This is a genomic window from Pseudoalteromonas sp. NZS127_1 (assembly GCF_015864295.1).
Lineage (GTDB): Bacteria > Pseudomonadota > Gammaproteobacteria > Enterobacterales > Alteromonadaceae > Pseudoalteromonas > Pseudoalteromonas arctica.
Window position 1 is genome coordinate 50,332 of record NZ_JADYXO010000017.1, and the last position, 23,321, is coordinate 73,652.

General features: G+C 39.9%; 19 protein-coding genes and 1 pseudogene. 7 read left to right on the forward strand and 13 right to left on the reverse strand.

Annotated features, from left to right (window positions below):
- Positions 1 to 318: 318 nt before the first annotated feature.
- The 3 genes from I6F50_RS14875 to I6F50_RS14885 all read left to right on the forward strand — a co-directional run bounded on the left by I6F50_RS14875 (position 319) and on the right by I6F50_RS14885 (position 8,302).
- Entirely contained in the window at positions 319 to 2,478 is a 2,160-nt protein-coding gene (locus I6F50_RS14875) for an exonuclease domain-containing protein (protein WP_231613027.1), read from the forward strand.
- 469 nt (positions 2,479 to 2,947) lie between these two features.
- Positions 2,948 to 5,302: a TonB-dependent receptor gene (locus I6F50_RS14880; protein ID WP_197176595.1), complete on the forward strand. Its 2,355-nt coding sequence runs from the start codon at positions 2,948 to 2,950 to the stop codon at positions 5,300 to 5,302.
- Between the two features lie 594 nt (positions 5,303 to 5,896).
- Positions 5,897 to 8,302 (forward strand): TonB-dependent receptor, encoded by a 2,406-nt coding sequence (locus tag I6F50_RS14885; protein WP_197176597.1) that lies wholly within the window; start codon positions 5,897 to 5,899, stop codon positions 8,300 to 8,302.
- Positions 8,303 to 8,380: 78 nt separating this feature from the next.
- Here the strand turns inward: I6F50_RS14885 and I6F50_RS14890 are convergent, their stop codons facing one another.
- The 5 genes from I6F50_RS14890 to I6F50_RS14910 form a co-directional block, all read right to left on the reverse strand.
- Positions 8,381 to 8,698, reverse strand: coding sequence for a hypothetical protein (locus tag I6F50_RS14890; protein WP_197176599.1), 318 nt, complete (start codon positions 8,696 to 8,698; stop codon positions 8,381 to 8,383).
- A 105-nt stretch (positions 8,699 to 8,803) separates the two neighbouring features.
- Positions 8,804 to 9,658, reverse strand: coding sequence for a hypothetical protein (locus I6F50_RS14895; protein ID WP_197176601.1), 855 nt, complete (start codon positions 9,656 to 9,658; stop codon positions 8,804 to 8,806).
- Positions 9,655 to 10,758 carry a nuclear transport factor 2 family protein gene (locus I6F50_RS14900; RefSeq protein ID WP_197176603.1) on the reverse strand — a complete coding sequence of 368 codons (1,104 nt, stop codon included), beginning with the start codon at positions 10,756 to 10,758 and terminating at the stop codon, positions 9,655 to 9,657. Before I6F50_RS14900 ends, I6F50_RS14895 begins: the two co-directional genes overlap by 4 nt.
- Positions 10,759 to 10,767: 9 nt before the next feature.
- Positions 10,768 to 11,733, reverse strand: coding sequence for an ester cyclase (locus I6F50_RS14905; protein ID WP_197176605.1), 966 nt, complete (start codon positions 11,731 to 11,733; stop codon positions 10,768 to 10,770).
- A 10-nt stretch (positions 11,734 to 11,743) separates the two neighbouring features.
- Positions 11,744 to 13,354 carry a sodium/solute symporter gene (locus I6F50_RS14910; protein ID WP_165741061.1) on the reverse strand — a complete coding sequence of 537 codons (1,611 nt, stop codon included), beginning with the start codon at positions 13,352 to 13,354 and terminating at the stop codon, positions 11,744 to 11,746.
- A gap of 238 nt (positions 13,355 to 13,592) precedes the next feature.
- Between I6F50_RS14910 and I6F50_RS14915 the strand changes: the two genes are divergently transcribed.
- Positions 13,593 to 14,606, forward strand: a complete 1,014-nt coding sequence (locus I6F50_RS14915; protein WP_197160224.1) for a nuclear transport factor 2 family protein — start codon at positions 13,593 to 13,595, stop codon at positions 14,604 to 14,606.
- A gap of 62 nt (positions 14,607 to 14,668) precedes the next feature.
- On the opposite strand, the gene I6F50_RS14920 is transcribed toward I6F50_RS14915, so the two are convergent.
- Genes I6F50_RS14920 through hisD form a run of 5 tightly spaced genes read right to left on the reverse strand, consistent with a single transcriptional unit; the run spans position 14,669 to position 19,457 of the window.
- Entirely contained in the window at positions 14,669 to 15,691 is a 1,023-nt protein-coding gene (locus tag I6F50_RS14920; RefSeq protein WP_197160225.1) for an ester cyclase, read from the reverse strand.
- Positions 15,688 to 16,458, reverse strand: coding sequence for an HpcH/HpaI aldolase/citrate lyase family protein (locus I6F50_RS14925; protein WP_197176607.1), 771 nt, complete (start codon positions 16,456 to 16,458; stop codon positions 15,688 to 15,690). The genes I6F50_RS14920 and I6F50_RS14925 overlap by 4 nt, the downstream gene beginning before the upstream one ends.
- Complete coding sequence (locus I6F50_RS14930) at positions 16,455 to 17,156, reverse strand: alpha/beta fold hydrolase (protein ID WP_197160226.1); 702 nt, start codon at positions 17,154 to 17,156, stop codon at positions 16,455 to 16,457. The genes I6F50_RS14925 and I6F50_RS14930 overlap by 4 nt, the downstream gene beginning before the upstream one ends.
- A gap of 14 nt (positions 17,157 to 17,170) precedes the next feature.
- The gene (locus I6F50_RS14935; RefSeq protein ID WP_149591888.1) at positions 17,171 to 18,178 is read right to left on the reverse strand and encodes a LacI family DNA-binding transcriptional regulator; all 1,008 of its coding nucleotides are present in this window, start codon (positions 18,176 to 18,178) and stop codon (positions 17,171 to 17,173) included.
- Positions 18,179 to 18,182: 4 nt separating this feature from the next.
- Positions 18,183 to 19,457: a histidinol dehydrogenase gene (hisD, locus tag I6F50_RS14940; RefSeq protein WP_197160227.1), complete on the reverse strand. Its 1,275-nt coding sequence runs from the start codon at positions 19,455 to 19,457 to the stop codon at positions 18,183 to 18,185.
- A 129-nt stretch (positions 19,458 to 19,586) separates the two neighbouring features.
- Between hisD and I6F50_RS14945 the strand changes: the two genes are divergently transcribed.
- Both I6F50_RS14945 and I6F50_RS14950 read left to right on the forward strand, forming a co-directional pair.
- Positions 19,587 to 20,327, forward strand: a complete 741-nt coding sequence (locus I6F50_RS14945) for an SDR family NAD(P)-dependent oxidoreductase (protein ID WP_165740532.1) — start codon at positions 19,587 to 19,589, stop codon at positions 20,325 to 20,327.
- Between the two features lie 18 nt (positions 20,328 to 20,345).
- Positions 20,346 to 21,344 (forward strand): cupin domain-containing protein, encoded by a 999-nt coding sequence (locus tag I6F50_RS14950; protein WP_165740533.1) that lies wholly within the window; start codon positions 20,346 to 20,348, stop codon positions 21,342 to 21,344.
- A gap of 29 nt (positions 21,345 to 21,373) precedes the next feature.
- On the opposite strand, the pseudogene I6F50_RS14955 reads toward I6F50_RS14950, so the two are convergent.
- Positions 21,374 to 22,263 (reverse strand): annotated as a pseudogene (locus I6F50_RS14955) (DMT family transporter).
- A 105-nt stretch (positions 22,264 to 22,368) separates the two neighbouring features.
- Here I6F50_RS14955 and I6F50_RS14960 point away from each other — a divergent pair.
- Entirely contained in the window at positions 22,369 to 22,890 is a 522-nt protein-coding gene (locus I6F50_RS14960) for a sel1 repeat family protein (RefSeq protein WP_165728573.1), read from the forward strand.
- Between the two features lie 2 nt (positions 22,891 to 22,892).
- Here the strand turns inward: I6F50_RS14960 and I6F50_RS14965 are convergent, their stop codons facing one another.
- Both I6F50_RS14965 and I6F50_RS14970 read right to left on the reverse strand, forming a co-directional pair.
- Entirely contained in the window at positions 22,893 to 23,045 is a 153-nt protein-coding gene (locus I6F50_RS14965; protein WP_007584045.1) for a DUF2496 domain-containing protein, read from the reverse strand.
- Positions 23,029 to 23,310: a late competence development ComFB family protein gene (locus I6F50_RS14970; RefSeq protein WP_024590772.1), complete on the reverse strand. Its 282-nt coding sequence runs from the start codon at positions 23,308 to 23,310 to the stop codon at positions 23,029 to 23,031. Before I6F50_RS14970 ends, I6F50_RS14965 begins: the two co-directional genes overlap by 17 nt.
- Between the last annotated feature and the right edge of the window lie 11 nt (positions 23,311 to 23,321).

The window sequence follows — 23,321 nt, forward strand, 5'->3', positions numbered from 1 at the left end:
GTGTTTTCCAGCACCTAAATAGTATTCTTATCCAATGGTGTTATGGGATTTTCCTTTGGCTTCTTGCTGCCGATAATACGCTTCTTCCCAAAATGAATAACGCAAAGGTAACCCTACCTATCCCACAAATATTTACTTTAAAAAGTAAGTGCACGAATATCGTCAGTATATCCATTCATTTTTACCTCTGCGTAAGGTAGCCAATGCAATGCCTACTATTTATATATGCCTAATATAACCATTATTGATTACAAGTTTAAGATTGAATAATAAGCGCAAATACTAGATACTGTTTTTATATACAGTTGTGGCGATATTATGAAAAAAGAATTACCAGCAAAATACTATTTAGCGCATTTTAGAGAGCTTATTGAGTTTGTAACAAGTAAATGTATGCATTTACTTGAGCCTAAACACAGTGAATTTATTAGTAAAATTAATCAGCTAGATGAGCAAAGCCAGTGCATGTTGGCGCGTGTGTATTCGCGAAAGCCTTATTTGGTGCAAGCGCAGTCACTTAATTATGAAGAAATAACCTCGCCGCATCAGGCTATTTATACGCTAAAAAAAGCCGGTATTTTATTTGAGCCAAACGAGCAGCATTACTCACAGCTTTTGGCTCACTTAACCAAACCTGCTTTGCTGGAGTTACTAAGTAATTACAGTGAGCAAATAAGCTTTAAAAAAAGTGCCGCTAAAGGCGCGCTGGTGGATATTGCCCGTGAGTTTTTTAAAACATGCCCACACGAGCTTGCGCCACTTTATAGCCAGTATGTAATTAATAACCGCAGTGATTACTACGAGTATTTTGAGTTTTTATTTGCAGGCAAATTAAGCAGTGGTGATGTGAATCATCAAAATCGTTTTGTAATGCGAGATTTAGGTTTAACCGCTACGCGCGAAGAGCACAGCGAGAGTTTGTCGCGCTTTGAAACACTTGATGAAGCGCAATCGAACTATTTATTAAACCGTTATCGGTTAGCATTTAAAAATATAACAGATGAGAGCGATTATATTGCTTTAGCGCCGCAGGTTTTAATGCAAGCTGCGCACGGTGCCATTGCTGTTGCGTTAAAAAACAAATTATTAGTAAGGCTTTATAGGCAACTAAAGGCAGTTGATAGCGAACTTGCTTTTAGCTTACTTGAAGGGTGCGTGGATGATAGCGAAGCACAAGAAATTCAAATAAGAGAGCAATACAGGCTTGGTAATAAAGAGTGGGTAAAAGCACGATTAGAAGCGATTATTGAAAATCCGCTTACTGATGATTTACTTTATTTTGCTGACGATTTTTTAATGCGTAAGTTTAATAAAAAAACACGGTCGCGTTTAAGTGCCATGCTTAGCGATACCCAGTGCGTGCTAGAAATAGATGAACTGTATCGAGGTGAAGTAGAGCAGGGCGTAAACGATTATTATACTCGCCAAGGTATGGCTGTATTTAATACCGAAAACACGCTTTGGCAAAGTTTGTTTGGTTTAGTATTTTGGCACGAGTTATTTGTAGAGTCGCCTTACCCGCCATGTAATGAGTTTGATATTTATCCGCAAGTATTAAGGCTTGGTAATTTTTATGAAGTGCAACAAGCACAAATAAATGAGCGCTTAGCGCAGTGCCAAACGCCTCAAGTATTACTTAATTTAGTGTGTAAAAATGCAGCGCAATACTTTGAGCAACCTAATGGTTTATTTAGATGGCATAAAGAGCTACTACAACCGTTAGAAGCACTCATTTTAAATAGCCCACTTGATGCATTAATTACCCATTTAACCAATATGAGTAAGCATTATTTACAACTAAAAGACGGCTACCCCGACTTAATGGTTATCAATAATGGCAAAGTACATTTTGAAGAAGTAAAAGCACCGGGCGACAAACTTAGGCGCAACCAATTAACCACCATTGATAACTTAAAAAATGTGGGTTTTGAGGTACATATTGCCGCCGTTAAATGGTTTGTAGATCCAAACCGTATTTACAGTGTGGTCGATATAGAAACCACAGGCGGCTTAAAAGGCGGTAATCGCATTACCGAAATTGGCCTTGTAAAAGTACAGCACGGCAAAGTAATAGACACCTGGACGACACTTGTAAATCCACAGCGGCACATACCCGGATTTATAACGTCATTAACCGGTATTAGCGACAGCATGGTGCGCAATGCCCCTGTATTTGCCGAAATAGCACAGCCATTGTTAGATAAACTTGCAGGCAGTATTTTTGTAGCCCATAACGTTAATTTTGACTACGGCTTTATTAAAAAAGAATGCGAGATGGCAGGGCACTTTTTTAAAATGCCAAAAATGTGCACAGTGGTTGAGTCGCGCAAAGCGTTTAAAGGCTTAAAGTCGTATTCGCTGGGCAATCTTTCATCGCACTTTAATTTAAATTTAACCAGCCATCACCGAGCACTTGCCGATGCAACCGCCACTGCAGAGCTGTTATTACTTATTCAGCAATCCCAAAGTAGTGAATAGATCCTCAGATTAACTAAAGCCACTAGCTAGTTATGCTATGAATAGTCAGCACTTAATTGAAAATTAATTATGTGCTGACACTTAAAGTAGGTCTTTAACACCGCTTAGACTTCGAAGTCTAAATGGTGCGCTTTGTTTGTATTTCTCCCTCCTTTCGTTGTTTAAATCCCCTATATTAAACTGATCAAACCAGTAACTTTAAATCAGCTGTAAAAATTAAATTTTGTTTATTATTAGTTACTTAAATGAGTTTTATGTTCTTGTTTTTATAACGCGTGTTAGTTACATGTAAAAGTTGCATTAATCGCTGTTGCATTCGAATGCAAAAAGCGGTAGTTTTTATGAGTCGAAAAAATAGTCATTTAAATATCGCGTTTTTAATAATTATAAATAATAAGAATGTGATGGTGGGGCATAGCGCCCACAGATGCTTAATAAAATTCATTTCAACAGGTGGAGAATTTATCTCATGACGACGAATATTTTACGTAAAACACTTATTTTTGCTGCTGTAAATACGGCGTTATTAGGCTCAGCATCTGTATTGTCACAAGAAGCAAAGTTAAACCCTAACAAAGAGTTGGAGGTTATTTCTGTTACCTCTACTAAGCGGGTTAAAAGTATTCAGTCGGTGCCTTTGGCAGTTACAGCGGTGTCGGCTAAAGATTTACTAGAAAATGGCATAACCGATATTTTAAGCCTTGATAGCCTAGCGCCAGGTTTAAAGTCGGGTGTGTCGGGCAGTGATGCTCGCCCCGCCATGCGCGGTGCCAGAACAGAGCAAGTAGAAGCTAACGATGTTGCCATTGCGTTTTATTCTAATGGCGTTTACCGCCCTCGTCATGGGCAAGCACTTGCTGGTTTTGTAGATTTAGAGCGGGTAGAAGTACTTCGCGGGCCTCAAGGTACGCTGTTTGGTCGTAATTCATTTGGTGGTGCAATTGATGTAATAGCTAAAAAGCCAGAGCTTGATATTACTGAAGGCGGTATGGCTACAACATTTGGTAATTATGGTCATTTACGCGGTGAAGGCTTTTTTAATGCCGCCTTAACCGATGATACCGCAGTACGCTTTACTGGGGTGCGAGAAATACGCGACCCATATGTAGAGAATTCGTTTAATGAATCAGCAGGCTTAAAAGATGCTGATATGTATTTTTTACGTGGCCAAATATTTACTGAGTTTAACGATGATGTAAATTTAAATGTAAAAGTAGAAACGTGGCAGGACGAATCAAATGGCGGCGGTGCATTTGGCTATCATATTTTAGGTGTACCTATAAACCCAGCGACAGGTAAAACAAGCTTGTCGGCACCATTAACTGAGCGAATTGGCCGCGATGATGTGTGTGGCAGTAATTGTGGTCGCTTTGGTGCAGGCTTAGATAATGCAGCAACACCAGGGCTTGATACTGCACAAGGTGTGTCGTCAGACCCATTTACTCAGCAGTTTGATTATCAGCCATCACGCGATGTAAGCGATGTAAGTATTAGCGCCGAGTTAAACTGGTCGCTTGAGTCGGTTGATTTAAAAATAATTGCAGCCTCAATGGATTACGAAGAAACGCGCCTTACCGATGGTGATTTTTCGACTTATGCAGCCACTGTAGATGGTAATGCAATTGAATCTAAGACTAACTCGTTAGAAGTACAAGTAAGCTCTACATACGAAAGTGATTTTGAGTGGGTGGCTGGTATTTACTTATTTTCAGAGGACCTAGATAACGCTTTTTTAAATGCGAGCTATGGAGCCGTGGTTGATAATGCACCCGATACAACGCAGCCTCAAGCGCTTCAATATGCACCTTGGTTAAACCAAATTCAGTTAGAAACGCGATCAGCGGCGGCTTACTTTCAAGGTAACTACGCATTTAGTGATGATACACGCGGTATAGCCGGCATAAGGTATACAAATGATAGCCGTGAGTGGGATATTTACGGTCAAAATACTAATGATTTAAGCACGCTAGATTTTTCAGAATTAGAAGTTAAAGACGCAGATGGCGATTGGAGTAAAATAACGTGGAAGTTAGGCGTAGAGCATGACTTAACAAATTCTCAATTGCTTTATGCTACGGTTTCTACAGGCTTTTTAGCGGGTAATGCACAGGGCGCTTTTAATGGCGAAAATAGCTACGACGAGCAAACAGTAACGGCTTACGAGGTTGGCTTTAAAAGCATGCTGCTTGATAATTCATTAAGATTTAACGCTTCTTTATATTACAACCAATACGAGGACTTACTTTCTACTCGTTTTCAAAACGTAGGCGGTACGGCGGTATCGTTTTTTGGTAATGCGGGCGAAATTGATGCAGCTGGTCTTGAGCTTGAAATTGATTGGCAGGCAAGTGATGCATTGCGCCTAGGGGCACGTGCCGCGTTTACAGACTCGACTTATGGCGACTTTGTTACGCCAAATGTGTTTGAAGAAGGCGGAGAGACCATTAATGGCGTAGATAACTTACTGCAACTTGACGGTAACGAAGTGCAGTTAAGCCCAAAATATAACATTACTCTATTGGCGAGTTACGAGTTTGATTTAGGTGATAAAGGCCGCATTGTGCCTGCTACCAGTATTCAGTTATCGGATTCGTATACGACCAACGATCTCCCTTTTTCGTTTGGTACGCAAGATAGCTATCAAAAATACGATGCCAGCATTGCATGGTATTCGGCCGATAATGAGTGGGCCATACGCGCATATGTTCAAAATGCAGGTGATGAGCTTATTTTGCTTAGAACGGTTCGCTTTGGCGGTAACGTAGCGGCTGCTGACTATGCTAATCCTCGCACTTATGGTGTAAGAATAGGTTACAACTTTTAAGCCTGTTATCGTTTTTAACTGCTTTATACTCAGCTAGGGCGTATTGAACTTTGGTGGGTGAATTTGCAGCAGTATGTTTGGTTTTTAGGCAAGGCGGAGCCTATGTAGTGTGGTTATTCCCCATGAATAGGCGATAACGCAGCATAAAGACCAAACATGCGCTGCCCTTTGGATTCTTTCTAGGGACGATTAACTCTTTGTTGTTCGGTTTTTACTTAGCCCACTAGGTTACAAACCTCGCGCCGCGATTTAATCGCCCCTAGATTGAACAAATTTCAATCCACAAAGATCAACACGCCCTGAAGTTAAGTTATTAATAAAATTGGATATTATTTAAAAGGCCAGTAATATTGTATTGCTGGCCTTTTTGTTTTTTAGATTTCGAAATCATACATATTTAAATTTTAAGTTATTGTTATTTCTGGTTTTTAATGATTAAGGTTAATTATTGGGCAGAAAGTTGTTGATCTTTTTGACTTCGAAGTCTATTTTGTATCAATGCATTTTCAATTGATACAATTTGTTTACTGTAATAATTGAAAATGTAGAGTTGGGGAGAAGTAGACACGTTTTAAACTCGGGAGAATAATTATAATGAAAGCTAAATTTACACGGACTCTCGTTCATTTTGCTGTAACAACTGCTATTGCAGCAACCACAATGAATGCTCACAGCGCCGAAGAAGCAACATCAACACAAACTCAGCAGCAAATTAAAGAACCAGCCATTGAGCGCATAGCCGTTACTGCAAACCGTCGCTCACAAGATCTACAGGAAGTATCATCATCAATCACTGCACTCGGGGAGGCTGATATTGCCCGTGCCGGTATTATTGATGTTACGGGTCTTGAGCAGGTTGTACCGGGTTTACGTATGGGGTCATCTGGTGGTGAGGTTCGTCCTGCCATGCGCGGCGCACGTACTAATGAAGTGGGTGTAGCAGGTACCGGTATTGCCGAGCAAATTGTAGGCATATTCCAAGATGGCATTTACGTACCTACTACCTCATCTGGTTTAGGAGCATTGGTGGATGTGCAGCGCATAGAAGTGCTGCGTGGCCCACAAGGTACTCTATACGGGCGTAACACCTTTGCTGGCAGTATTAATATAATTACTAATCAACCTGTTTTTGACGATTTACTGGGGAGTATAAAAGTTGAAACAGGGAGTTATAACCGCAGTGCTTACGAGGGTATTATAAATATTCCTGTAAGCGATACAATCGCGACTCGTTTTGTAGTGGCCTCTGATCGCCATGATGGCTATATCAATAATTTAGTGATTCCAGGACCTTCGGATGATTTACGCGAAAAAAATCAGTTTTATATGCGTAATGTCACTAAGTGGCAACCAAACGATAAGTTTAACGCAACGGTACGTTTTGACTACTCGCGTAAAAACTCAAACTCAGAAGCTATTTGGGGTTATCAGCAAATTGCGGGTTACCAAATAAGCGAAACGTCACCAGGCTCCGGTATATTTGATCCTAACCCTACAATTACAGCTGGGCATATTTATCAGCCAAGTGATGCACAGCATGAAGATCTTGGCCCATATGATGTTTATCGCAATAGTTTTTCGCTTGATAAACAAGAAAGCTTTTCGACCACGGTAGCACTTGAGTGGTATACCGATTTTGCTGATATTAAGTGGACGACTAACTATTCAACCCTTAACGGCAAGCAATACTACGACAACGACTATAGCGATGGCGGTATTGATTTTGTAGGTGGTTTTGGGCGAGTGGACGATCAAAAAACTCTATCGTCTGAGTTACAGTTTGCGTCAAATAATGATGATTCTGATTTTTCGTGGATTGGTGGACTTTATTACTTTGACCAAGAAGCAGATTGGAGCTGGTTATCGCATGCAGATACAACAGGAGACGGTGTTTCAGACTCTGTTGTTGTGCCTTCGTGGGGGAATCCAGATTACGACCCACATACGGCTAAATCTATCGCAGCGTATGGGCAGTTACGTTATCAAATTAGTGAAGACTTACGTGTTGTAGGTGGCTTGCGTGTTAACCAAGACGATAAAACGTTTACTGGTGATACCATTCCCGATTGGGATGATTCTGCAATGTTATATAAAGCGGCTGCAGAGTACGACATAAACAAAGACATAATGGTGTATGCAAGCGTAGCCACGGGTTACAGAACGGGTGGTGCAAACGATTCGCGCGTGGTAGCACGCGGTGCAGACCCACTTTATGATAACGAAGATGTTATTTCGTACGAAATGGGTATGAAGAGCTATTTGCTAGATGGTGCAATGCGTTTAAATGTGTCGGTATTTATGAATAAGTACGAAGACGTAAAAGCACAGTTGTTTGCAACGTCATGTAACGATACAACAACGGGTGATACCGTTTTAGAATGTGTGTCTGCAGGTACAGCCACAACATTTGAGTATTACGAAAATGGCGGTGACGTAGAAACAAAAGGCCTTGAAGCCGACCTTCAATGGGTACCAATTGATAATTTAACACTTACCGGTACGTTATCGTTATTGGATAGCGAGTTTGCTGATGGTTACGCTGTGGGTAACGAGCAACTTCGCCCGTTGCTAGCACTTGGTAACCAAGGTGGCCGCCAAGATATAAACGATAATTCAAGCCAATTTAGTTTTGAAGGCTGGCGACCTGCAATGGCGCCAGAGTACAGCATGGGGCTTTCGGCGCGTTATGAATTTAGTTTAGGGGGCGACTCGTACTTAGTACCGTACATTCAAATGAATTACTTAGACGATTACTACGCGTTTGATACGAATATTCCAGAGGTAAGAGTAGATGCGCATTTAATGGCTGATGCACGCCTAACTTGGTTTATAAACGACAGTGTACAAATTGAGGCTTATGTTAAAAATATTGGCGACAAAGCCATATTAACGCGTGGCGTGGTGCATTCACAAATTGTTGATGGTTTGCCAGCTAACTCAGTACAAGCAAACTGGAGCAACCCGCGTACGTGGGGCGCGAGCTTAAAATATCAGTTTTAAGGTTTCCTAAAATGGTCAAATGACCATAACTTTTAGCCAGCTAATAAATTTATTAGCTGGCTTTTTTATTTAAAAAAGTTAGCGAATTAGCTCGCATTGAGCATTAGTATCATATTTAGCGAGTCTTTTTTTACATTCATCTAGGGCTCTTTTATTTGCTTTAGATTGTGAGCTGTAACCCTCTGAAAAACCATAAAACTCGCCACCATTTTCGGTTTTCCCTAGTGCGAATGCTTTTCTGCCAGCTCTTGATTCGAATGTGGTTAATGCATTTACCGTCGCTACATTATAACTACTTGAGTCACACAAAAACGCGTTGGGTTCTACTTCACATAATGTAGGGGTAGCTTGGCAGCCAGTTAAGAGTAAAACGATGCCTATACTGAGGTACTTCATTTATTGTCATTAATTATTTTAATTTAAGGTTTAATGTACCTAAAAAAGTTGAAATTATAAACAAAAAAAGCGCTCAGTGAGCGCTTGAAGGGAAGTAATAAGTGTTTACAGTGCGAATTGCTGATTTAACGCGAGGGTGTCAAATTGCATAACTTCGCTTGATATTAGAGTGTTAGTAAATGTAATAACGGTGAGTATTTGTTGGCGAACGCGTACGTTTTTGGCATTAAAAGTACCATCGAGTGTCCAGCAAATTGTTGCTTGATTTGAGGCGCTGTCAAACTGTACGGTTTCTAGCTGAGCGTAGCGTCTGCTTAGGCTTTGTGAAAACGCTAAATGGCAATTTAACAGTGCATCTTTTGATTGTGTGTCGTTACTGCCAGCAAGAATAACGTCTGCACTTTTAGTATAAACACTTTCAAAATTAGCTAAGTTATTAAGCTGCCAAATTTGCCACCAATTATTTAATGTTTCGGCAATTTGCATTGGTAATTCACAAATGTCGCTGGGCGTTGCATGAAAGGTAGTAGGGTGCAGCTGATTGTCTAAATCGCTAACCATAATAGGGTCGCTTTTAGGTAACTTAGGGATCACCAGCGTATTATTGCTCTCACTATTTGCAAATTCGTTGTTAGCCAATAAGAGCGTATCAACAACACATTTTACTGATTTTATGAAGGTGTTATTGTGCTTTATAACAAATGAAAGTCTTACTGGTTTTAGCAATTTTTTTGGTTGCAATACCAGCTGTAAAGTCTCAAGTTCGCTGCCTTTACTGTGCGTTTTAGATATTAATTCTGATACACCATATTGCGCTAAAAAATCAAGCCATAGCGGCTGTGCTTGCAATGAACCCATGGCGGTAAAGTGATGTTGTTGCCAACGGCTACTGCGCAGCAATTTACCTGAAATAGTTTTAATATCTGCTTTGGTGTATAAATCGATAATTGCGTTGATCATGCATTTACCTCCAATTCTGTTTGGCTATTTAATGCGTGTGCTCTAAATAAGTTTGCGAGTAGCGCAACTTCGTCAAAAACGGTGACTTCTTCAATGATTTTTTGATTTTTGATGCGTAAGTGCGAGGCGCCTAACACAAAATAAGGAAGATTTTTTAGCTCACTTAGTTCATCGCTTTGTGGGTTAAAATGCCCCGCAAGTGACCAGCGAATTGCTACATCTGTAGTGCTCTCATCAAAGGGGGTAATTGCTAAGTGATCGACGGTTAGCTTGGCATCAGGGCAGTTGGCAAAAAATTGTATAAATACGCCATTTATTTGTGCAAGGCCGGTTGCCATTCTGCCGCTTGGCCATTGTTGTGTGGCCGTTAAGCTATAAAACTCGTGTATTTTAGCAAATTGCTTTTGGTTAAATAATGTATCTAGCCAGTTATGCGCAAATGCGGCCAGTTCACCGTCTAAAATTGGAGTGCTTGGCGTGCGGTGATCAATTGTTTGTACTCGAGTAAACTCTTCATCAAGCCATAGGGTATGCTTTTCTTTACTTGGTACTTTGGCCATGTGCTTGGCTACATTAATAATACTTAGGCCAAGTTGTTTAACTAAAAAGCCGTTGTCGCGTACTAGCCATTCTTTTACTATTTTATTTTCAAAACAAACGCAGTCGGCAATGGTGGTTACTCGGCCTGTTTTATTTGTAGCAGGGCCAAATTCTGAGTTACCGGTATTACTCATTACACTGCTAATTAAGTGTGATGAGTAGTAATGCTCGTTGCCGTCTTCTGAAAAAATAACATTTTCGCCAATTAGGCTTCTATCAGGGAATGCGGCAATGGTTTTAAGTGTGCCTTGAATAACATCTTCAATATTTTCGCCATAAGCGCCAAGTGTAAAAACAGGGCATACATCAGCGTAATAGCGATAACATAAACCAATGTTTTTTTGCTCCCAAATGCGGTGCGTAATACGTAAAATGTAATCAACAATATCAACAAACTCTTCGTCAAACCCTATAAGCGCTTGCTGCTTTTTACTTTGCGGGTTTAATACGCTCGATAAAGGCAGCCAGTAAGGTTGGGTAATTGTGTTTTGTGTGCTCATAAATACCTCTTAGTTTGCTGCAGTGATTTTATTTTGCATTTGCTCAAAAATATCAATACCCATTCCCTCTAATAAATGAGGAATATCGATAGCGACCCAGTTTTCTTTTAAAATTCCGTTTTCGCAGCGCCAAAAATCCATAACACGCGGAAACAGTTTATTACCCGATGCAGGTAAACCTAGCCAGTCATCCCCAGTATGAGTACCGTACATATGCGGCCAGCCACCGGTGGCTACAAAATTGTCGTGGCTTACTAGGCAGAGTGTTTTATTGATCCCACGATCAGGGAATCCTTTTAAAAATGGAGCTTGGTGGTGTTCTCTAAAGCCACTAATGCCTCGGGTTGTTCCTATACCGGCTGGGCCATACCAAATAAAATCTGGGTGCCAGTATTTTTCTAAATTAATGCTGTACAGGTCTTTACCATCGTAGCGGCCAAGCTCAGTAAGCATATCAATTACGAGCTGTTCGTTGGCTTTACTTAGTTCGTCGTTTTTAGCTGTAGCAGGCACACCATCAAGTGTAGTGGGGGGCATTATTAAACCCGGGTAACCTAAGCTTGGACGCAGTGGATTTACACCCACTTGGTTCATTACATCGATTAAATCTAAAAAGGTATAAACGTTAATTACTTTATTGTTTTCTATTTGAGCCATTTCGCTATAGCGAATAAAAATACTTTTACCGCTGGCCGGAATACCCAATAACGGTTTTGTGAATGTGCCAGTAAAGTAACCTGTTGCGCATATCCATTGCTCGTCTTTGTAGTCGCCCTCAATAGAAATAAAGGGTTTACGCTCTATATCGGGTAATGAGTTTTTTAGCACTTTAAAGTAATTATTAATTACATTTTGTTTAGATGTAATTGGTTCAAAAGGGTGGCTTACCTGCCATTGAACGGTATCAGCAAGCAATGCTTGGTTTGGTAATTCTGCAGCGCTGAAGTTTTCAAAAAGTTGTTCTAAAATATTCATTTATTTCACCTTATACAAAATGTTCAAATAACATGAGAGACGCGAAGCTCACTACAAAAAAGCCGAGTAACCAGTAGTTTATTGAGTCAAACTTACCTGGAACTAAATACCAACCATTTTCTTTTTCAGGGCGGTTTTGTTCTTTAAACACTTTTAGCTGACCTTTAATGGTGTACTCGTTGTATTCCTCTTGAAAACCATCAAAAGCGATACTCAACGTAATACTAAACACTACACACGTTAGGGCACCAATTGCACAGTACCAAGGCCATGCTATATCGGTGTAAAGGGCACATATTGCAACAGTTACAAACGATACTAATGTGCCAATTAAGAGGCCTTTTTCGGTGGTGTGCTTAGAGAAAAATCCTAGTGCAAACATACCTAATTGAGCACCTACAAAGTATGAGCCGACCTTGGTGAGTATTTCTAAAATTGAGCCTTCGCTGTAAAGGTGATACATAATGGCGGGTACAATGATGATTATTGCCCAGCCAAGGGTAAATAAGCGTGTTGCACCTAAGTAATGTGCGTCGTTTTTATCTGGTGCAAAATACTTTTTATAAAAGTCGATAGTACTAATTGTAGAGAGTGAGTTAAGCGCTGAGTCGAGGCTCGACATAGAAGCGGCCATAACGGCTGCCGCTATTATTCCCATTAATCCTGGTAGACCATAGTCGGATGCAAACTGTAAAATAATTAAGTTGTCGTTTTCAAATGTACGGCCGCCGTAGTAGCTGTAAAACAATACGCCCATAAATATAAAAAACAGGTAAATAAAGAATGCAATAAAGCCCATTAGTAAGTACGACTTTTTAGCATCACCAATGTTTTTAGCTGCAAGCGTACGCTGCACCATCATTTGGTTAGTGCCGTAAACAGTGATGTGATAAAGCGACATAGCTAGCACGCCAGACCAAACGGTGGTTACTTGCGTGAAGTCGAACGAGAAATTAAGAGGGTCTAACTTACCTTGTGCTTTTAACTCAGTAAGTGTTGAGCTAAACGAGCCATCCATCGAGGTAATAAGTGCATACATAATAATGCCGGCACCAATAAATAATATTGCTGATTGAATAACATCGGTCCATATTACGGCAGTTATACCTCCTAGCATGGTATATATTAGTGCGATAATAGTGACTAAAAATATGGCAGTAATAACGTTAATATCTACAATAAAGGCAAGTACTAAAGAGGTTGCATAAAGTACGGCGGCTGACCCCATTGTTTGTGAAATAAGCCAAATTGTGGAGATTAAAATCCGCGCTTTTTTACCAAAACGACGCTCTTGGTATTCGTATATCGAGGCGACACCTGCATTGTAAAAAAACGGAAAAAACAAACACACAACAGCCACAATAACGAGTGGGTAGTTTAAGTGTATGGCAATAACCGATAAACCCTCTTTGTATGACCACGCTGGCGCACCTAAAAATGTAAGCGCACTAACATAGGTTGCCACTACCGATATACCAATAGCCCACCAAGGTGTATTTTTTCGGCCAATATAAAAATCATTAGCACTGCTCACCTTTTTACTTATTACAAACCCAAGTATGAGGTTAGCAATAATGTACCCGATGAGAATACTCCAATTCAATAATCCAAAATCATTCATAATTAATCCTGTTAGATTAGGTATTACGGGCTAATTAGCCTATTTATACTTTTTATTTTGAATCATCATGAATCACTTTGACTTCGAAGTCAATTGTCATTAGTATTATTTTAAATCGATTTATAACTTAGTATTTACAGGCTTTTAATTACTCTTTAAATAGAATACATTTTAGCAATGCATATTTATTTGCGGTTTAAGAGTGTTAATTTGATTGCGCAAACAACAAGGGAACATCATGGCAGAAATAATTAATAATAAGCAGTTGGTTCGTCAGTTTCATGCTGCATTAGAAAAAACACAAGGTAATGATTTAAATGCTGTATTTAAAGAATACTTGGCAGATAATTACAGCTTTAAAGGTGTGCATCCGTTTAATGAATTAAATAATGCTAATGATGTAATTGAACATGTTTGGCAGCCTTTATTTCATTCTTTTAAAGCTCTTCAGCGCCGTGAAGATATTTTTATTGCAGGGCAAAGTGAAGCCGATGGTGGCGAGTGGGTAATGAGTATGGGCCACTTTATGGGCCTCTTTGATCGTGACTGGTTAGGTATTGCACCTTCTCATAAATTGGCGACAATTCGCTACGCTGAGTTTAACTGTGTTAAAGACGGTAAAATTATTCAAACTGGTTTTTTTGTCGATATTATTGGGGTGATGCTACAAGTAGGTTTAAACCCATTACCGCTCTCTACCGGGCAATACTTTACTTATCCTGGGCCACGTACCCACGATGGAGTTCGTTTAGGTGAAGGGAGCGATGAGCAAAGTACGCGCACAATGAACTTGGTTAATCAGATGATTGATAACCTAACCGCGCTTAATCAAAGCGGTATAAATACCTGCCCACCCGAAGTGCTTGCAAAAACATGGGATGAAAACATGGTTTGGTATGGCCCTGCGGGTATTGGTGCTACATATACAATTGAGCGTTATCAGCAACAACATATGTATCCGTTTAGAGAAGGGTTAACGGGTAAAGTATTTAATGGCCATATTTGCCGGTTTGCTGAGGATGAATATGCATGCTTTTTTGGTTGGCCAAACTTAACAAATACCGCCATTGGTGGCTTTTTAGGTTTACCTGGAGCTAATACTCCTGCTGATATGCGCGTGGTTGATGTATATCATCGTGAAGGTGATAAGCTAGTTGAAAACTGGGTAATTATTGACTTACCGTATTGGTTAAAACAACAAGGCTTAGATATTTTAAAACGCACACAAAGTATTGCTAATCCGGGGGCGTAGCCTGTTTAAGCAATAAAAAAGCTCTGTTTTACAGAGCTTTTTTATTTATACGGCTTTAATTGTTAGGGCGCAAAGTTTAAATAGTGCGCTTTAGTTAGTTCTTTCATACGAGCTAATACATCAACTCCAATTTGATTGTACACATCAAGCATATCTATCAGCACCCAGTTTTCGCGAATTAAGTTATTCTCGACTCGCCAAAAGTCGAGACTACGCATGGTTATTTGCTGATTTGCGGGCGCAATACCTAACCAACCATCGTTACTAATTGTCATGCTCATACCAGGCCATGCAGTAAACCCTACGTAGTTTTCATCGGCAAATAAATAGCCTTTACTTGCATCGCCAACCCGGTTGGGTAGGGCATTTAAAAAGGGAATTTGATGCCAATTTCTAAAGCCTTTTACACCGCGTGCAGTGCCTATTGTACTTGGCCCATACCAGCTAAAATGCGGATGCCAAAAGTGCTCTAGTTTCATGGCTTTAATGCCACCTTCAGCATAAAATCCAAGATGCTCACACATATTGCCCACAAGCTTTAAACTTTGCGCAGCTTGTTCGCTATTATAAGGACGGGTGATTAACCCATCTTGTGTGGCAGGCCCTGGCACATGCCACTCTTTGCCTAAGCTCGGAGACAGTGGCCATACGTTTGCTTGCATCATTACTTCGGGAATATCCCAAATAGCTTGTACTTCAACCACTTTGCTATTTTTAATCCGGTAAAACTCATGAAAACGCATACTCACTTGATGCCCTGTGGGTGGAATGCCTAGCCATGGTTTTTCGAATGAGCCGGTATAGTATCCACAGCAGCCAACCCAATCAGAGTCGTTTATAGAGCTACCTGCCATTACAATGGTATCGCGGCGTTCAAGGCCAACAAATGCTTTGCTAAGGGGTAAATAGGCTTGCTCAATAAGTGCATTAGGATTTGCGAGTGTTTCAAACGGGTAGCAAAGTTGTATTAATGCGTCATCAGTAAATAAGTTTGTGACTTCTTTTTTGAGCAAATTTATATCAAAGTTATAAAGTGCGCTTCTGAAGTTTTTAATTAACTCTTTATTTTTGTTATGGATACTCATATTTTGTATTCACTTGTAGCTGATTCAAAGTCTGCACGTAATTGCTTAGCACCACTTAGTAAAAAGCTATGATCAGAGCCTAATAGATAAAAACTTACGCCTAACGATTGCCAATGACTGAGCTCACTTAAATTACCAACAAACATGCCACAGCATTTATTATATTTTGCCGCTGCGTTAGCTATCTTAGTAACGGCATCAATAACAATAGGAGCGCTTGGATTAGTTTCACCGAGGGAAATAGTTAAGTCCATTCGGCCTATAAAAATACAGTCAATTTCGTCTATTTGGCATAATTCATCGATGTTCTCAAGCGCATCGGCATCTTCTATTTGAGCAATAATGCAGGTAGATGATTTGTTGGCTGCTAAGTTATCGGTTAATGCATGTGTGGTATAGCCTGCAAAGCGGCTTGAACCTGCGTAACCCCTACCGTTGTTGCCATAAAAGCAGTTTTTAATAATCGCTTTTGCTTGCTCTGGCGTTTTAATGTGAGGTAGTACTAAGCCGTCAGCACCGATATCTAAACTGCTAAGTATAGTGGCGTGATCGGTATTACTTACGCGAATAAGGGTCGGCATGTTTTTAGTACGGGCTGCCATAATGCAACTATCTAAATCGCCGCGATCAAACGGAGCATGCTCTGCATCTAAACACAAAACATCGAGATTAGTGTGAGAAAGTACTTCGGTATTATGATAATGAGTACTTTTTATAAATGTGCCTAATAGCAATTGTTGAGCATTTAACTTTTGTTTTAAATTCATTTAATAGACTCCAACCAATCTAAGAGTAGTGCGTTTAGGGTGTTACTTCTTTCAAGCGGGACGAAATGTCCACAATTGCCTAATAAAATAAGATCGCTATTAGGGCAGGCATTATGCATTGTTTTTTGAATAGTGCTTGGACATAAAACGTCACGTTCACCACCAACAAATAGTAATTTTTTATTGGTTTTCTTAATAACGTTTAGGGTGTCTTCGCGTGTTGCAAGGGCATTTAATTGTGCACTAAAAGCGTTAAAGCCAAGCTCATTTGCCATTTTTAATGCAAGTTCACTGTGCTTTATATTTGGCTGGTGGAAATAATGCGGTAAAAAGTCGAGCTTAAGTACGCTTTCTACGCCTGTAGCGTGTGCTTGCTCAATTTGTTTTTGCCTAATAGCCGGGCGTTCGAGTTTGTCGGCTAGGCTATTACTTGATATTAAACACAGCGACTGTATAAGCTCAGGGTTTGATTTTAAAAGTGCAAGAGCAACAATCCCACCCATTGAAAAACCAATAAAAGGAGCAGGCTTTAGGGCTATGGTTTTAGTAAGCTCAGCCATTTTTTCAATGCTTGTTTGTTCAGTAAATGGAATAACGTGAGGGGTATAACCCGCATTTTGAAGGGCAACTATTTGCGCTTCAAACATACGGTGGTTACACATAGTACCAGGTAAAATATAAACAGGATTTTTGGCCACAAAAATTCCTTAATTTAGCGTGTTTTAATAGAGTTCCCTGTAATTAATGAACCGGTAAAAACTCGTGCTTCAGCAGCGGCTTGAGGGTTTTCAATACGTTCCATGAGTATGTCTACAGCAGCTTTTGTTAACTGTTTCATAGGTTGTTGTATTGTGGTTATTTGATAGTTGTACCAAGACGCAGCACTAATACCATCAAACCCTACCACCGACACATCGTCGGGTACGCTTAAGTTTAAGTTTTGTTTGATTTCATCAATTACGCCAATGGCCATTACATCGTTACTGCAAATAATAGCATCGGGTAGGGTGTTTGTTTTTAACCAATCTTCTAATGCACTTCGTGCTGATTTATAGCCATAATCACCATAAATAACAGGCGTATTTTGGATACCTAAAGTGTGTAAATAATTTTGAGCTATTTCACGGCGCTCGTTGGCTACATCGGAGTCATCTGGGCCGGCAATAATTAAATACGACTTATGGTTAGATTGGTGTAATAAATCAATTAGCTGTTTAATGCCTTTATCGTGATTGCAGCAAACTGTGTTTGCATTCGATTCAGGCACATTACGGTTATAAAGCACAATAGGTGTGCTGTGTTTAGCAAATAAATCCAGGCTTTTACTATCAAAGTGAGCCGCTAGAGCAATTACGCCATCAACCTGAAAGGTCCAAATGTTTTCGAGTAATTCATCTAATTCGTCTGCGTCATCAAGAGTAAAGAGCAGCACTCGTTTATTGTTAAGTGCTAGCTCTTTGTTAAGCTCAGAGAGTACCTCAGGGTAGTTCAAGTTTGCTCGCGATGATAAAATAACCGCGACCATACCAGACTGTTTAGTGATCAACATACGGGCAATGGCATTAGGGCGATAGCCCATTTCATTGGCTGTTGCGACTACCTTTTCGCGGGTTTTTTTAGACACGCTAAATCCGGGTCTAAATACACGCGATACCGCCGATTGTGATACACCCGCTTCGCGGGCTACATCATATGAGGTGACTCGTTTTTGCTTTGACAATGATTTATTTCCTATATCGTCTTACTCGTATGTCTGCTTGTTCTTTGTGGCCAGCGAACCCTTCTGCAGCACATAAACGTGAACAATACTCACCAACAATAACCGAGGCTTCTTCTGTTACTCGTTGGAAAGTACATGTTTTTATGAATTTTCCTACCCATAGCCCACCAGTATAACGCGCTGCTTTACCTGTGGGTAGTGTATGGTTTGTACCAATACATTTATCGCCATAAGAAACGTTAGTTTGCGGACCTAAAAACAAGGCTCCAAAGTTTTGCATGTTTTCTTTGAAGTAGTCGGTATTGCGAGTCATAATTTGTACGTGTTCAAATGCAAGATCGTTAGCAACTTCGATCATCTCCTCATAGGTATCACATACAATAACTTCACCATGATCCTTCCATGCCACACCTGCAATATCAGCAGTAGGTAATATGGTAAGTTGTCTCTCTACTTCAGCCATTGTATCAATAGCTAATTGCTCAGAGTTAGTCAGTAAAATAGCGGGAGACGTAGGACCGTGCTCTGCTTGGCCTAGTAAATCGGTCGCACATAATTCGCCATCTACACTGTCATCAGCAATAACGAGTGTTTCGGTAGGGCCTGCAAATAAGTCGATACCAACTCGGCCAAATAACTGTCGTTTAGCCTCGGCTACAAAGGCGTTACCCGGGCCTACAATCATATCTACAGGAGCAATAGTTTGCGTTCCAATAGCCATTGCAGCAACGGCTTGTACACCACCGAGGCAGTAAATTTCATCTGCGCCGGCCATATCCATTGCAACCACAATTTCTGGTGATGGCTTGCCATTAAAAGGTGGAGCCATGGCGATAACACGTTTAACACCGGCTACTTTAGCCGTTAATACACTCATGTGTGCAGAGGCTAGTAGTGGATATTTCCCACCTGGTACGTAACAACCTACGCTCTCCATTGCTATGTGTTTATGGCCAAGCGTAACGCCAGGTAGTGTTTCTACTTCAACGTCTTTCATTGAGTCACGTTGAATTTGAGCAAAATTACGGACTTGGCTTTGCGCCCATTTAATATCTTCGATTAATTGATCATCAAGTTGTGCATAACACGCTTTAATTTCATCACTAGATAGCCTGAAAGACTTCGGAGTCCATTTGTCGAATTTTTCAGAATATTCACGAATTGCTGCATCACCTTCAGATTCAACACGCGCTAAAATATTTTCTACAATATCTCTTACTGATTGATTTTGTTTTTGTTTTGAGTCAACTGGTTGACCTTTTTTTAAATGCTTTATCATTGTTTATATCCTTAGTGACTAGTTGTTTTATACACTGTTGATGAGACGTACTGGTTAAATAATGTCTTGCATCTGTGGGTACTCTAATTAATAATGACTTCGAATGCAATATAGAATTTAGGTGAACAAATGGGATTTGATAAAACTCTTTTACTTGGTAAAACCATTTTGATAACGGGTGCGGGTAAAGGCATTGGTAAATCGTGCGTACAAAAGTGTGTAGATGCGGGTGCAAATATAATTGCTGTGGCGCGTACAAAACACGATTTGGAACAGCTCAAGGAATATGCTCCTTCGCAAATAGAAATCTGGCCGCTTGATATAAACAGTGATGCTTTTTATGAGCGTTTACGTGGACTTACTAAGTTAGACGGTTTACTTAACAACGCAGGTATTAACCGTGTTGCGCCAATGCTTGAGCAAACAGATGACAATATTGATGATGTAATTTCGATGAATATCCGTAGTGTTTATCGAATAAGCCAAGCAGCATTACCAGCTTTAATTAACTCTGGTGCCGGTGCTGTGGTTAACATGTCATCTCAAATGGGGTTTGTAGGCTCACCTAATCGTACTTTGTATTGCATGAGTAAGCATGCGGTAGAGGGGCTCACCAAGGCACTTGCTGTTGAACTAGCAACACAAAATGTACGTGTTAATACCGTTGCTCCTACGTTTGTTGAAACGCCAATGACAAAGCCAATGCTTGAAAATCCCGACTTCAAAAAATTTGTTTATGACATGATCCCAATGAAAAAAATTGCCCAAACGGATGATGTTGCAAATGCTTGTGTATTTTTGCTTAGTGAGTTGTCTGCAATGATCACAGGAACAAGTATAAAAATTGATGGCGGCTGGACCGCTCAGTAATTAATTTAGGAGAGAATAATGAGTTTATTTGCAGAACGCTTAGTACGATACGATGATTTAATTCCGTGTAAGAATGCCTTTATTGATACGCGTTCGCCTGGTAGTGATCAAAAAGAAAATTTTACTATTATAGGTCCAGGTGTTGCAGAAAACCCTAATCAGCATGTGCATATTTCTATACCACATGGCTTTAATATTGGTGGTGCTCGCCAACCTGCTGGGTGCTTAAACTCGCAGCATAGCCACTTAACCGAAGAGATATTTGTTGTACACAGTGGCACATGGGCATTTTATACCGGTGTAGACGGTAAAGACGCTAAGGTAATTTTAAACGAAGGCGATATTATTTCGATTCCTTTAGATATTTTTAGAGGATTTGAAAACGTAGGTAATGGTATTGGCTACTTATATGCAGTGCTTGGCAGTGACGATCCGGGTAGAGTACTTTGGGCTCCACAAGTATTTGATATGGCAAAAGAGTTTGGCCTTATTTTACTTGAAAATGGCAGTTTAGTAGATACAACGCTCAATGAAAAAGCTCCTGATGGGGTTAGTCCAATGGCTGTTACTAGCAGTGAACAAATAGCGCAGCACCGAATAATAACAGACGAAGAGCTTGCGCAAACAGTGGTCAGAGCAAGTGATTTTAATTGGAACAAGCACTCTTACCTAAGCCAATTCGAAGGTGTTTACGAAGCACCACTAGTTGGCAATTTAAATGCCGATACGCCTATTCAAACACAACTAAATTGGCCACATGGATTTAATATATCAGCGTTAAAACTCCAACCAAATGCAAAAATAGCAAAACACATTCGTTTTGAAGAAGAGGTTATTTTTGTTCATCAAGGTAGCTTAACCATTGATTTAGGCGATGAAGTATTAACGCTTACTCAAGGAGATACATTTTCAGTTCCTATTGAGCATAGCCGAGCGTTTAGTAATGAAGCGAAAAATGATTGTATTGTGTATATTACTCGCAGGAATGATTCGCCAAAAGATCCGCAATTTATTTAAACTTTAATGCCATATGTAATTTAAGGCACTTAGCTTGTTTTAGCTAAGTGCCTTTTTCGTGGTAAAAAACCAGTAACCAGCATAGTGCCTACAATTACAAATAGTGCGCCTAGTAATGTATTTGGCCCTATTTGCTCATCTAAAAATAAATGCCCCCAAAATATGCCAAATAATGGAATTAAAAATGTAACCGTGAGTGCTGAGGTTGGGCCAATATCGTCGATTAATTTAAAAAATAAAATATAAGCAAGGGCGGTACATACTACGCCCAGTACTAATACACCTAGCATAATGTTGGTGCTTGGTATTTCTCGTATTGGCATAAATAAGATAAGCGGTAATACCATAAAGCTCGACGCCCACATTGAGCCATGGGCATTATCGAATGGGGCCAGTTTAGGCGCGTTTTTAGTGTAATGCGATGCAATGGCATAGCAAAGTGAAGTGAAGCGCTTAATGCCGCTATTATAGCTATGATTGATTGGCTATTTAATACAAAGTGATTTTGGCCAACGAGTATTGCAACACCTATCAAGCCAAGCAATAAACCAAGCACTATACTTTTGGTAGGCTTTGTTTTTGTCCATAAAATACCAACTACTACGCCCCAAATAGGGGTTGTTGAATTTAAAATTGATAAAGTAGAAGCGCTTATAGTTTGTGCTGCATAGGCAAAAAATAAAAACGGCAGAGCCGAATTAAACGCGTCTATAATAAAAAAGTGTTTTTTGTGTTCAGTAAACGCTAAACGGCGCTTTAAATACAAGGCAACAATAAATAAAGTAACTGCAGCAAAGCCTACTCTAAACTCAATTAATACCGCTGGCCCCAAGCTGTTAGCTGCCATTCGCATAAATAAAAAAGAAGCGCCCCATATAGCGGCCAGAAAAAATAATCGCAGTAAGCTTGCTAAGGTCATGATAGTATTTTAATTATGCATATTGGATTTTAGAATAGCAGGGTTTATAAACACTGTAAGCCATATTCGGAACCGGCATATAAAAATAATAAATTAAGGATAAGAATGAAAACGTTCTCAGTAGTTTCTATGGTATTTATCACTTTTTTGGGTGGATGTAATTCAAGCTCAATCAACCTTTACAGTGATACCACCATGAAAAAGAATGAATACAATGGTATTAAAGCGTATCGAAAAGGACAGTTTGAGGCCGCTTTCAATTATTTAAAAGAGCCTGCTGGGCTAGGCTATAAAAGCGCACAATACACGTTGGCGTTTATGTTTTTGAAAGGCCAATACTTGGAGCAATCTACTAAACTAGGGATGGGCTGGCTAGGTGTTGCAAGAGAAGCGGGGGTTGAAAATTGGTCTGCGCAATACGATGTATTTTACAGTGCAGCGACTACGCAGCAAAAACAACAAATAGACGAAACAGTTGCGTTGTATATAACGCAATTTGGCGTTAAAGCACAAAATATGACCTGTCGTCGTTCAACTTCACCTAGACGTACATTTGGTGAAGTTAAAATTGATTGCACTAAGCACGAAGGTAGCGTTACCGAGCACGACATACAAATAATAGAATAGAGTTATGGCTTTTCTAGCTTTTTTTCAAAGTCGCTTTTTACAATATCGAGTGCTTTTAAGACCTCTTCTGGAGCAACATCGTGCTGCTCTAGTATCATAATTAAATCTACTGCAAGTTTAATATGTGTAGGGGCTTGATCAAGTGGGCTTGTCATTTAATTCTTTCTTTTTTGATATTTGGCTAATGGCGACATTTATTGCTGTTTGCACACGTTGTTCCATATGTATGCGTTCTGATTGCGGTAAATAAAACGCCATATCTACATCGTAGCGAATATATCGTGGCGGGAGCTGATTTAGTACCGTACAACAAAAGTCAGCCATTACATCTTCATCATATTTTTCATCAAGTTTAAGTTTGATGATTTCTTCAACTACAATCTTTTCGTAATAGTTGTGTATGTCTTCGTGTAATCGCATATTCCCACCGC